We start from the raw sequence: 12501 nt of genomic DNA, 5'->3' as shown, positions 1-12501 counted from the left end.
ATAAGTGCGGAGAGCCCTAACGCGCCGGTATGAAGTACGATACGCTCGGGAACTCGGACGTCGAAGTCTCTGAAGTCGGCTTCGGCGCGTGGGTCGTCGGCACGGACTGGTGGGGCGACCGCACGCGCGAGGACGCCGTCGAGATGGTCCAGCACGCCGTCGACCGCGACGTGACCTTCTTCGATACGAGCGACGTGTACGGCCACGGGGACAGCGAGGAGATTCTCGGCGATGCCCTCGCCGAGGTCCGCGACGAGGTGACCGTCTCCACGAAAATCGGCTACGACTTCTACAACAACCCGCAGGCGGGCCACGGCGAACTGCCGAAGAAGCTCACCCCCGAGTGGATTCACACCGCCTTCGACCGCTCGCTCGACCGCCTGGACATGGACCACGTCGAACTCCTGATGCTCCACAACGCCAACGTCGACGAGGTGGACGAAGACGTACTGGAGACGCTCGACGAACTCCGCGAAGAGGGGAAAGTCGACGCCATCGGATGGGCGCTCGGCCCCTCTATCGGCTGGCTGGCCGAGGGCGACGCCGCCGTCGCCGAGGAGTTCGACGTAATCCAGACCGTCTTCAACCTCTTCGAGCAGACTCCCGGTCGCCACTTCGTCGACACCATCCGCGAGCAGAACGCCGACACGTCCATCGTCGCGCGGGTCCCCCACTCCTCGGGCCTGCTGAACGAGCAAGTCACCCCCGAGACGGAACTGGGCGAGGGCGACCACCGCGCCCACCGGCCGACCGAGTGGTACGAGACCGGGTGGGAGAAGGTGGAGTCCATCCGCTTCCTCGAACGGGACGGCGAGCGCACGATGGGACAGGCCGCCATCCAGTGGCTACTCGCCCACGACGAAGTCGCCTCCGTCACCCCGACGTTCCGCACCACCGCCGACATCGACGAGTGGGCGGGTGCACCCGACACGCCGCCGCTCTCCGACGAGGAGTTCCAGCGCGTCCAGGACCTGTACGCGGACAACTTCGGTATCGACCGCGACGACGGCATGGACGCCCTGCGCTCCTCCGTCGGCGGCGAGGACCTGAAGGACACGGGCATGAAGTCCGCCGGGGACTGACTGGGACGCCACGTTTTCGGTCCCGTCATCGACCGGTAGTTCTCCGAATCTGCACTCGATAAGGGGACCCCCCGTGATGTCGCATATCTCTCCGCCGTCTCGCGTTTTCTACCGCCAACCCCCCTATTTCGACAGGAGATGTGCCGCCGTCTTGCGGTTTCCTCTCACACGTACCACTTTCACTCCGGTCCGTCAGACACCCGACAGACGCGAGAGGGCGGCGGGTTCGACACGAAACGAAGGGGTTCGGGTCGCGGGGACATCTCACAAATCGTTTCGAGATGACCGGTCGCGTTCGTGACAGACGGCCGTCGCTGGTCGCCGTGGAAGTCGGGAAAGAACGTGAAATCGGACCGCGCGCTGTCGCCTACTCGTTCATCAGGCCGCCTTCCTCGACGCGCATGACGCCCTCGCCGTCGGGGAGGTTCGGCGCGTCGACGAGTTTGACGATGCGTTTGTTGCCCTTGGACTTGCGGAGGTAGATGCGGAACGTCGAAGTGTGGCCGAGGATGTTGCCACCGATTGGCTGGGTCGGGTCGCCGAAGAACGAATCGGGGTTGGAGGCGACCTGATTCGTGACGAGGACGGCGGTGTTGTTCAGGTCGCCGACGCGCATCAGGTCGTGGAGGTGCTTGTTGAGTTTCTGCTGGCGTTCGGCCAGTTCACCCCGGCCGACGTACTCGGCCCGGAAGTGGGCGGTCAGGGAGTCCACCGCGAGGAGTCGGACCGGGAACTCGTCCTCTTGGGTCTCGCTGGCGATTTCTTGGGCCTTCTCGGCGAGGAGAATCTGGTGGTTGGAGTTGAACGCCTTCGCGACGTGAATCTTGTCGAGGACGGACTCGACGAGTTCGTCCAGCATCGCCTCGTCGGTGGCGTCGGCCTCCCCCTCCTCGGCGACGCCGTGGAGCACCATCGTGTCTTCGAGGACTTCGTCCGTCTGTCCCTTTACCATCTGGTCGATACGCTCGGGCCGGAACGTGTCCTCGGAGTCGATGAAGATGGTGCTGCCTTCGAGGCCGCCGTGTTCGGCGGGGAGTTGGACGTTGACCGCGAGTTGGTGGGTCACCTGCGACTTCCCGGCCCCGAACTCGCCGTACACCTCGGTGATGGACTGGGTCTCGACGCCGCCGCCGAGGAGTTCGTCCACCTCGTCGACGCCCCACGAGAGCTTCCCGATTTGCTCACGGCGTTCCAGTACGGTCGACCCCGTCTCGAACCCGCCGATGTCGGCGGCGTCCCGGGCGGCGTTGATGATGTCGGCCGCCGAGGACTCGCCGATGTCGGCGGTGTTCGAGAGTTCGCCGGGAGAGGCGACGGCGATTCCCTGATACGAGTCGAAGCCGTTGTCTTTGAGTTTCTCTGCGGTGGCCGGACCGACGCCCGGCAGGTCTTCGAGGTCCTCGCTTGCGGACATAGACGTGCCTTACGCCCCATGGCACATAAACCCCCGTTAACACCGTAGTGAAAGTGAAATCGCCAGACGTAGTGGTGGTAAGTTGCGAGTGAATCGGGACGTTTAGAAGGGATGGGGGACGCGTCAGACGCTGTCGGGGGTCACCGCAGGTGTGGCTATAGCCGACCGCTCCCGAGATACAGGAGACCGAACCCGCCGACCAGAATCAGCGCCGCGGCCTGCAACCCCGAGAGGCCGAGCGCACCCTGCCCGAACTCCCCAGCGAGCAAGAGCGCGAGCGCGACGACCGCCGGAATCGGGCGCTCCGCGAGCGTCTCGACGAAGGTCCGGGCCGACCAGTAGAACCCGTCGAGTGCCGACCGGACGCTGGTCGACGGCGACCACCCGTCGTCCGGGTTGTCGGCCGCCTCGAACCCCCCGAGTTCGTCGCTCGACACGGAAACGACCTCCCCGGTGTTGGCCCGCCGTCCGTCCGCACCGCTCACTCGCAGCAACGTCGCGCCGCCGTCGTTCGTCCCGACCACGCGGTACACGCCGTCGCGGAACTCGCTGCCGTCGGCGGGCCGGACGTGGTCGTAGAGCGCGAGGTCCGGCATACCTACTCCCACGGGTGGTCACCCGCCCGGTCGGGCCACAGCGGGTACCAGAACTCCTTGTCCCCCTCGAGATTCAACTCGCCGTCGAGGTTCGACTCCAGTTTGAACTCCGCCGCCGAGTCCCGTTCACGGTCTCGGTCGGCGTCGGGTGCAAAGGGGTAGTACGTCCCCCGACGGAAGGAGTACACCCAGTAGGCGGGTTGCCCGTCCGACTCGCGTTCGAACCCGAACAGCGCCGCCAACAGTCGGGAACCGTATCGCCGCTCGATGAGCGTGTCGGCGGCGAAGTGGATGGACGTGACGAGGTCCTCGAAGTCGTCGTCGTGGAGGACGACCCACTGATAGCCGTGGCTGTCGGAGACGAACTCCGCGACGGTCCCCGTCTCCTCCGCCCCGGCGTCGAGGATGGTCTCGACCTCGTCTGTGGCGTCCTGAAAGTCCGTGCTGTCCACGTCGCCGAAACAGAGGGCCGCGTCGCCCGTCGGCGCGAACCCGAGGTCGGCCTCCATCGTGACGTAGGCCGTCGACATCCCGAAGAGGTCGTCGGGGCTGGCGTCACGGGTCGCGTCGGCCTCGGCTTTCATCCCGAGGACGCTCTTGAGTCCGTCCAGCAGTCCCATACCGGTGCAAAGTGGGCGGGGGATAAGGCGGTTTTCGTGCTAGCAGCGGAAAGAGTCCGCATTGACGCGGACGATACGTGAACCGAGAACAACTCGAAAGCCCCGTAGAACAGTCGACCCGGCTTGCTGGCCGTTCGCGTCGGAATAAGCGACAACGACCGGCGAGAATCGAACCTCAGTACCCTTCGAGGTCCCGTTCCAAGTCCTGCAAGCGGTCGATGCGCTTCTCGGTCGAGGGGTGGGTGCTAAAGAGGCGACCGATCCACCCGACGCGGATGGGGATGATGAAGAAGGCGTTCATCTCGGACTGGCCGCGCAGGTCGTCTTTCGGCACTTTCTCCATGCCGCTGTCTATCTTCATCAGCGCCGTCGCCAGCGCCGCGGGCTTGCCGGTGATGGCCGCACCGCCGCGGTCGGCGGCGAACTCGCGGTAGCGACTGAGCGCGCGGATGAGGAGGAACGACACTATCCACACCACCAGCGAGGCGAGGATGGCGACGAAGACGGGCGCCTGTTGCTGACCGCCGCGGTCGCGGCCGCCGGTGAACAGCCATCCCCAGCGGACGATGAGGAAGGCGATGGTCGAGAGGAACGAGGCGATGGTCATCACCATCACGTCGCGGTTCTTGATGTGGGCGAGTTCGTGGGCGATGACCCCCTCCAGTTCCTCGTCGTCGAGCATCCGCATGATGCCCGTCGTCACGCAGACGGCCGAGTTCTTCTGCGAGCGCCCGGTCGCGAAGGCGTTGGGCGCGCGCGAGTCGGCGACGGCGACCTTCGGTTTCGGGAGGTCCGCCTGTTGGGAGAGGCGGTCGACCATCCGGTGGAGTTCGGGGTACTCCTGCGGGTCGACCTCTCTGGCCCCCATCGAGTACAGCGCGAGTTTGTCGCTGAAGAAGAACTGCGCCCCCATGAACAGCGCCATCACGAGGACGATGGCGGCGAAGTTCGTGAAGTACAGACTGAGGAGGCCGATGAAGACGATGTACAGTCCGAACAGGAGGAACATCGTCAGGACCATCCGACCGCGGAGTCCCCAGTCGGTTTGCCACTGCATACCCCCAGGTACGCGACGAACGGCCTAAAACCCCGCTATCGTGCGGTCGCCTCCCACGCCTCGGCGCGTCGCGTGCCGGTGACCGCACGCATTTGTGTCGGCGGCGACAACCCCATCCATGACCGAGACAGTCGTCGTCACCGGCGGCCGCGGCCGCTCCGGCCGCTGGATTTGCGACCACCTCGCGGGCGAGTACCACGTCGTCTGCGCCGATTTGGACCACCCGGGCTGGGAAGTCCCCGAACGTGACCACGTCGAGTTCAAAGCCGTCGACGCCACCGACGGCGCGGAAGTGCGCGACCTCTTCGCCGAGTACGACCCCGACGCAGTCGTCCACTGGGCCGCGATTCCGGCCCCCGAGCGCCACGCCGGGACGCGCGTGTTCGACACGAACGTCTCGGCGGCGTACAACGTCCTCGACGCGGCGGGCCGGGCCGGGGCAGACGTGGTGTGGGCGTCCTCCGAGAGCGCCTACGGCCTCGCGTTCGCCGAGGAGACGCCCCTGCCCGCGTACCTCCCCATCGACGAGGACCACCCGATGGCCCCCGAGGACCCCTACGGCACCTCGAAGGTGGCCGGCGAGGAGATAGCGAAGATGGTGGTCCGCCGGGACGGCGTCGACGTGGCCTCGATTCGCCCGTCGTGGATTCAGTACCCCGGCGAGTACGCCTGCCGTGACGTGGCCGAGGGCGACCTCGCGGGCGGCGACGGCAACTGCTGGTCGTACGTCGACGTTCGTGACGTGACGAGTATCGTCTCGGCCGCACTCGACGCCGATTTGGGTGGGCACGAAGCGTTCCACGTCGCCGCCGCGGACAACTACGTCGGGCGTCCGACCGCCGAACTCGTCGCGGACCACTGGGGCGAACTACCCGACCGGTGCGAACTGGACGGCGAGCAGTCGGCCCTCTCGACGGCGAAAGCGCAGGGCCTGCTCGAGTGGGAACCGACCCACACGTGGCGCGAGGCGGCCGACGCCGACGTGCCGGAACCGAGTCTGCTCGGCGACGGTTAGAGCGGCACGGGCGAGATGTCGAACGCGAGTTCGATTTCGCTGTTGCGGTCGTTCCAGCGCTCTCTGAACTTCCCCTTCTCCCGGCCCGCGCGGTCCGGGTCGCTCGGGGCTTCGTTGAGGAACCACTTGACGGCCTTCTTGTTGCCGAACTCGTCGCCCGAAGTGGGGTCCCGTTCGTGCGGAATCGCGGTCACTTGGATGTAGGTCCGCGAGTTGTCGAGTTCGTGGGCCTCGTCGAACTCGATGGTGGCGTCGACGCCGAGGTCCTTGCGTTCGCCCTGTTTGACGTTGATGTTCGAGGACTTCGAGCGGTGCCAGACGCGGCCGTCGCTCCGGCCGCCTTTCGGTTCGATGCGGGCGTCCGGGCCGACAATGGTCTCGCCCTCCGGGATGGGCCACGCGACGACGTACACGTCGCCGTACAGTTCCTCCTCGTTGCCGGGGTCGTTCTCCTCGATGACCCCCAGCGACATGTTGTGGACGCGGTAGCCCCGCGTCGTCGGCCGACAGTTGCGCTCGGTGTAGGAGGTCGTGAGGTAGGTGTTCGCGGTGTCGAGGTTGCTGAGGTACTTCGTCTGGTAGGCGATGGGGACGCCAGGGGAGGTCTTCGGGTCGTAGGTCGCACCCTCTTGGATGAAGTTCCGGATGGCCTCGAACGCGCCTTCGCCCGGTTTGCTGACCGTCTGTGCCCCCTGCTGGGCGGCCCCGCCGAGCACCTGGACGTTGATTTGCGTGTCGCGCAGGACCTGCTTGTGTTTGATGTCGAGCGACGCCGTCGCGCGCCCCGACCCGGCGTTCAGCGCGACGTTGAGGGCGTTCTCGATGTCCGTTCGCTCGTACTTCGATTCGGCCGAGAACAGGAGGAGGCGCCCGTAGGAGACGTTCTTGACGACCACGTCGTTGGGCTTGAGGTAGGTCGCTTGGTCGGTGACGACGCCGTTGGCGATGGGGTTCGGCAGCGACACGTCGACGCTGTAGTACTGCTGGTAGAACTGCGCGAATATCTTGTTCGTCTCCGACTCCGTCGAGAAGTCGAACTCGTTGTCGACCTGTAGTTTCAGGCTGTCGTAGTGCGCCCCCAGCGTCACGTCCAGTTGCTTCGAGGAGTGAATCTGATGGATGCTGAAGTTCATCCGCGCGGGGGTGTTCGCGTTCCGGTCGTACTGCCCGAGGATGTCGTCGAGCGCGGTCCGGAACGACCCCAGCGAAGGGGTCTGAAGTTTCCGGGTGTTCTGCCCGTCGATGTTGCGCAGGGAGATGGAGAGTTCGAGCGGGTTCCGTATCTGACTGGTCGGGACGCCGTTGCGCCGCGTCGAGGAGAGCGCGGGCGAGAACTGCCCGCGGGCGACGCTCTCGGCTTCGAGTATCGCGCCCGGCCAGATGGTCCCGATTTGCGGGTCCAGCAGGAAGTTCGTCCCGCTCCCCGAGGTGACCTGTCGGCGCTGTGTCGTACAGATCATGTCGCCCTTTCGCTCGGTGTTCGTCCCGCCGAGCGCGGTGTTCTCGGACTTGTTCGTCTCGGGGGTCACGGTCACGGAGAGGTCATCGCCCTCTTCGACGCTCGACGGTTCGCCGAGCGTCGAGTCCGTCGTGTCGACGAGCGACGGGTCGAGGACGATGTCGGACGAGAGAATCGGGTCCTCCGGGATGAAGATTGGGTCGTCAGGAAGCGTCACCGTCTCCTCCTCGACGGGCGTGCTCACGCACGACCCCGTCAGCACGCACGGGTCGGGTGTCAGCGGTTGGAGACCGGTCTGGTTCGTGGTCGGCGTCGCCGTCGGCACCGCAGTCGGGACCGGCGTCGGTGTACTGGTCGGCACCGCAGTCGGGGAGGCCGTGGGCGTGGGCGTCGGCGTCCGCGTACTGGGCTGTCTGGTCGTCGTCACCGGCGTCGGCGAGGGGGTCGCGGCCCCGCCGCTGTCGCTGCCGCCGCTGTCGCCGCTGTCGCCGTCGGTCGACGCCCCGAAGTCGCCGAAGGGGGTCGAGATTGTACATCCCGCGAGGCCGCCTGCAGAAACCGCGGCCGCAGTCGCCAAGAGTCGTCGTCTGCTCATCGTTGGCTGGTCGTCGTCTGTCATGTCTCGATACTCAGATGGAGAACGACTGGCTACTACGTTGGCACTACGTGTGTAGGGAGGGGCGATAGAACGGCACAAAACCGATAGAGAAGTCCTCAAACGCCGATTCCGCGAATCAGTCGTCCGCGCGTCGGTCGCCGTCGAAGAGGTCCGCGAGCAGTGTCGCTTCGGCCTTGCGGAGGTGGCCGTGGAGCGTCGGCGCGGAGATGTCCAGCGTCGACGCGACTTCCTCGGCCGTCGACCCGCGGGGCCAGTCGAAGTACCCGGCGCGGTAGGCCGTCTCCAGCACCTCCTGCTGGCGGTCGGTGAGTTCGGCGACGGTCCCCCGAGAGATGCCGTCGGGCCGCCCGACGGGCCGGTCGCGGGTTCGCTTCGAGACGAGGCGCGTCTCGGGGAACGCCGCTGTGACCTCCTCGACGAGACGCCGCACGTCGGCGTCGGAGGCCACCTCGGCCACGGCCGTCGTGACCCCGTCCTCGGCGGTCACGGAGACGACCTGCGCGCCGCTGTCGACGAGCGCCCCGACCAGCGTCCCGTCGGGGACCGCCCACTCGACGAGGCCCGCCTCGCCGTCGCGAATCGCCCGAACCCGGTCGGAGTGCGTCGCCGTGAGCGCGTCCGCATCGGGGGCCCTCCCGGACGCCACCCGGAGGTACGCGAGGTGGCCGTCGACGGCGTTCGGGACGATGCCGGTCAGTTCGAGGGCGCAGTCCATCGCCCCGGCCAGTTCGAGGAGCGTCCCGTCGGTGTCGCGGCTGGCGAACTCCAGTTCGACGACCGACTCGGCGCTGAGGAGGCGGCGCGTCTCGACGGCGTTGCTGGCGTGGCCGATGAGTTCGCCGAGTTCCGCGAGCACCTCCCGCTCCCGGTCGGGGATAGCCGTCGAACCGCCGTCGGTCGATTCCGCCGACCGGAGCGCGAGGACGCCGTACACCGTCGGGCCGTACACCAGGGGGACCACCGTCCACGTCCCCGGCTGGTCGTCCGGGTCGACCACGACCGGCGTCGCCTCCGCCCGAGACTCGGCCGGGACGGTACTCGCGATGTCCGCCGGAAGCGCCGACGGGTCGGTGTCGGCCCCGGCGATAGTCCATCCCGCTCCCTCGCCCTGTACCGTCGAGAGGTCGGCGGCGCACGCCGTCCGGTAGATGCCGTCGTCGGTGAGCCGTTCGCACACCGCCCGGCGAATCTCCGACCGACTGGTAGCGGTGACGAGCGCCCGGTGAACGCCCCGAATCGCCGCGTTGAGACTGTCGAGTCGTTCGAGTTCCTCGCGCTGCGTTTCGAGGCGGCGCTCGCGGTTTTTCCGGGTCGTGATGTCTTGGATGACGAGGGTGTGGCCGGTCAGTCGCCCGTGTCGGTCGTGAATCGGCGACGTGCGTATCTCGTAGACGTTGCCGCCGAGTTCCAGTTCCGCGAGGGCGTCCTCGGTGTCGAAGTCGATGGCCGACTCGTCGACGAGCGAGCGGACCGGGTGGCCGAGCGCGGCCGACGAGGAGCAGTCGAACAACTCCGCGGCCGTCGGATTGAGGTACAGCACCCGTCGCGTGGTGTCGACGATGACGACGCCGTCTTCGAGGTGGTGGATGACGGCGCTCCGACCGAGTTGTCTGGTCGCCGGGACCAAGTCGAACAGTCGGTGGCGAAACAGCGCGTAGCCGAAGGCGAACCCGGAGACGACGAAGGAGTAGGGCGTGAGGTCGAGGAGGGGGCGTCCGACCTGTACCACCGGCAGGACCGACAGGGCGCTGGCGAGAATCGGGACGGTGACGCCGACGACGAGCAGGATGGCCTGGTCGGCGTAGAGGTGGTCCGAAAACCAGACCAGACGGAGGAGCAGGAAGCCGCCGGTGGTGATGAGGACGTAGGTAAAGACCGTGAACACCCAGAACCACGGGCCGAACGACTGGTCGAAGATAGCGAGGCCGCTGACGACGACGAGCGTGTTGTCCGTCCACATGAGGTGGTGCCACGGGTTCGTCCACGCCAGCGCGGCGGTGAGGACCGGAACGACCGAGAGCGCGGCCACGGTCCGCCGGTCGATGAGTTCGTCGTGGCCCGTGTATTCGAGGGCGAACAGCATCCAGAGCACCGGAATCGCGGCCGTGCCGGTCCACTGGACGTACTCCCAGAGCAGTCGCGCGCCGAGGTCGACGGTGAGCAGACCGACGAGGTGTGCGCCTGCATACACCGTAAACGCCGCCACCAATCCCGAGAACGCGCGGGCACCGTGTTCGGCCCGATTTCGCCACGCGTAGCCGGTCAGTGCCGTCGTCGTCAGCACGGACAGGGCGAGCAACAACACGTGCGCGACGGTGGCGAGCGTCACGGCTCAGCGCCCCCTCGCGGCCGATACCGGACCCAGCCCCGATATCCCATTGCGAGCACGTTCTACGGCCCGGTTCATAACCTATCCGTTCACAGTCAGGTCGGCCCCGAGAACACACGGTTTAAACACGACAGCGGCCTAGCGGCGCACAATGAGCCGGTCTGGAGCCTTCTGCCCGCGCTGCGGGGACGAGATGGCGGCACACCCGGAGGACCGCCCGGACCTCCCGGGCGCACAGCGGGACTCCGAGCGGGTGCTGTGTGACGCCTGCTACTTCGAGGAGTTCGACCTCGTGGACGCGCCGGAGAAGATTCAGGTCCGCGTCTGCGCGCAGTGCGGCGCGGTCCACAAGGGGAACCGCTGGGTCGACGTGGGGGCGGAGGACTACACGGACATCGCCGTCGAACAGGTGAGCGAGGCGCTGGGCATCCACGTCGACGCCCAGTCCATCGCGTGGCAGGTCGCCCCCGAACAGATCGACCAGAACAACATCCGGATGCACGCCGAGTTCTCCGGCGTCGTCCGCGAGACGCCGGTAACAGAGGAAGTCGTCGTCCCCGTCTCCATCTCCCGACAGACCTGCGAGCGCTGCGGGAAGATTGCCGGTGGCTCCTTCGCCAGCGTCGTGCAGGTGCGGGCCGACGAGCGAGACCCGACCGACGAGGAGATAGCGCGCGCGAAGACCATCGCCGAGGAGTACATCGCCGACCGGGAGGAGACCGGCGACCGCAACGCCTACATCACCGAGACGAAGGAGGTGCCGGAGGGCCTGAACATGAAGATTTCGACGAACCAGATGGGGCTGGGCATCGCCAAGCGCATCACGGCCCAACTCGGTGGCTCGTACTCCGACTCGAAGCGCCTCATCACCGAGGACGAGGACGGACAGAAGCTCTACCGGATGACCTACGCCGTCCGCCTCCCGCGCTACCAGCAGGGCGAGGTCATCGACCCCGAGGACGGCGACGGTCCCGTCCTCGTCCGGTCGATACAGGGGAACCTGAAGGGGGTGCGACTGGCGACGGGCGAGCACTACGAGGCGAGTTTCGAGGAGGGGGAAGCGCCGGACAGCGAGCGACTGGGGTTCCGCGAAGACGGCGAGACGACGACGCTCGTCGCCGTCGAAGACGAGAACGCCGTCCAGGTGCTCGACCCGGATACCTTCGAGAGCGTGACGATACCGCGGCCCGACTACCTCGACACCGACGCCGCCGAGGTGACGGTCATCAAGAGTCAGGCGGGCCTGCACGTCCTGCCCGAGAACGGCGACGACGATGCGTGAGAACGGCAGCGACGACCGGCGACTCGCCGTCGTCGTGGCCAAGCCCCGGACACAGCAGGTAATCGACGCGCTCGGAGCCGAGGGCGTCTACGACGCCGACCGGAGCGTGCGCTCGTGGGACGACGACGCCGTGGCCGTCCCGGTGACCACCCCGCCCGAGTCCGTCGAGGTGCGGGAAATCGTCCAGCAGGTCGGCGAGCCACGGCTTCGGACCCTCGAAGACCACCTCAGACAGCGCGGCTGGACCGACGAGGAACTGGCCGCCGCGCCCGGGTCGTGGGCCGTCGTCGGCAGCATCGTCCTCGTCGACGTGGGGGACAGCCCCCGACCGGAAGAAGTCGGGCAAGCGTTGCTTGCGCTGCACGGCGAGGCCGACACAGTCCTCGCTCGCGGCGGTATCTCCGGCGCCCACCGCGAACCCGACGTGCGCGTGCTGGCCGGTGAGGGCGATACCGAGACGGTCCACACCGAACACGGCACGCAGTACGGGCTTGACCTCGCGGAAGTGATGTTCTCGCCGGGTAACAAGGCCGAGCGCGCTCGGATGGGCGAGGCAGTCGAGGCGGGCGAGCGCGTCCTCGACATGTTCGCGGGTATCGGCTACTTCACGCTCCCGATGGCCCGCGCGGGAGCGGACGTGACGGCCGTCGAGCGCAACCCGACGGCGTTCCGGTATCTGGTCGAGAACGTGATGCGCAACGGCGTCGACGGACGGGTCCAGCCCTATCGGGCCGACTGCCGCGACGTGGTTCCGGGCTTCGCCGAGGAGGGCCGCGCCGACCGGGTGATGATGGGCTACTACGACGCCTACGAGTACCTCGACAGCGCGCTCGACGCGCTGAAACCGGGCGGCGTCGTCCACATGCACGAGGCCACGCCCGAGGCGCTGGTCTTCGACCGGCCGATCGAACGGCTGGAAGCGGCGGCGGCCGACGCCGGGCGGTCGGTCGCGGTGCTCGATACGCGACGGGTGAAGGGGTACAGCGAAGGCGTCGCGCACGTCGTCGTCGACGCGCGCGTCGAGTAGC

10 protein-coding genes are annotated in these 12501 nt (G+C 67.2%); 4 read left to right on the top strand and 6 right to left on the bottom strand.

All coding sequences use genetic code 11. From position 1 onward, the window contains the following. Positions 1-29 precede the first annotated feature (29 nt). Positions 30-1082, top strand: a complete 1053-nt coding sequence (locus tag NJQ44_RS01845; protein WP_254272980.1) for an aldo/keto reductase — start codon at positions 30-32, stop codon at positions 1080-1082. A 367-nt stretch (positions 1083-1449) separates the two neighbouring features. Here the strand turns inward: NJQ44_RS01845 and radA are convergent, their stop codons facing one another. From radA to htpX, 4 genes are all read right to left on the bottom strand, one after another. Next, a complete protein-coding gene (gene radA, locus NJQ44_RS01840) occupies positions 1450-2496 on the bottom strand; it encodes a DNA repair and recombination protein RadA (RefSeq protein WP_254272979.1) in 1047 nt (348 codons plus the stop codon). A gap of 155 nt (positions 2497-2651) precedes the next feature. Further along, on the bottom strand, positions 2652-3092 hold the full coding sequence (locus tag NJQ44_RS01835) for a hypothetical protein (protein ID WP_254272978.1): 441 nt from the start codon (positions 3090-3092) through the stop codon (positions 2652-2654). 2 nt (positions 3093-3094) lie between these two features. After that, entirely contained in the window at positions 3095-3712 is a 618-nt protein-coding gene (gene pspAB / locus NJQ44_RS01830) for a PspA-associated protein PspAB (protein ID WP_254272977.1), read from the bottom strand. A gap of 175 nt (positions 3713-3887) precedes the next feature. Next, positions 3888-4769 carry a zinc metalloprotease HtpX gene (gene htpX / locus NJQ44_RS01825; RefSeq protein WP_254272976.1) on the bottom strand — a complete coding sequence of 294 codons (882 nt, stop codon included), beginning with the start codon at positions 4767-4769 and terminating at the stop codon, positions 3888-3890. Positions 4770-4887: 118 nt separating this feature from the next. Between htpX and NJQ44_RS01820 the strand changes: the two genes are divergently transcribed. Then, positions 4888-5784: an NAD-dependent epimerase/dehydratase family protein gene (locus tag NJQ44_RS01820; protein WP_254272975.1), complete on the top strand. Its 897-nt coding sequence runs from the start codon at positions 4888-4890 to the stop codon at positions 5782-5784. Here NJQ44_RS01820 and NJQ44_RS01815 read toward each other — a convergent pair. Next, on the bottom strand, positions 5781-7862 hold the full coding sequence (locus tag NJQ44_RS01815) for a thiol-activated cytolysin family protein (protein WP_254272974.1): 2082 nt from the start codon (positions 7860-7862) through the stop codon (positions 5781-5783). The genes NJQ44_RS01820 and NJQ44_RS01815 overlap by 4 nt on opposite strands. Before the next feature lie 115 nt (positions 7863-7977). Continuing rightward, a complete protein-coding gene (locus NJQ44_RS01810) occupies positions 7978-10191 on the bottom strand; it encodes a histidine kinase N-terminal 7TM domain-containing protein (RefSeq protein WP_254272973.1) in 2214 nt (737 codons plus the stop codon). Between the two features lie 151 nt (positions 10192-10342). Between NJQ44_RS01810 and NJQ44_RS01805 the strand changes: the two genes are divergently transcribed. Both NJQ44_RS01805 and NJQ44_RS01800 read left to right on the top strand, forming a co-directional pair. Next, positions 10343-11473, top strand: coding sequence for a 60S ribosomal export protein NMD3 (locus tag NJQ44_RS01805; RefSeq protein ID WP_254272972.1), 1131 nt, complete (start codon positions 10343-10345; stop codon positions 11471-11473). Continuing rightward, complete coding sequence (locus NJQ44_RS01800) at positions 11466-12500, top strand: class I SAM-dependent methyltransferase (protein WP_254272971.1); 1035 nt, start codon at positions 11466-11468, stop codon at positions 12498-12500. Before NJQ44_RS01805 ends, NJQ44_RS01800 begins: the two co-directional genes overlap by 8 nt. The last annotated feature ends 1 nt before the right edge of the window (position 12501 follow it).

Source organism: Haloarcula marina, from assembly GCF_024218775.1.
Classification (GTDB): domain Archaea; phylum Halobacteriota; class Halobacteria; order Halobacteriales; family Haloarculaceae; genus Haloarcula; species Haloarcula marina.
Note: the sequence above shows the minus strand (reverse complement) of the source record. Positions and strands in the feature narration are given on the sequence as shown.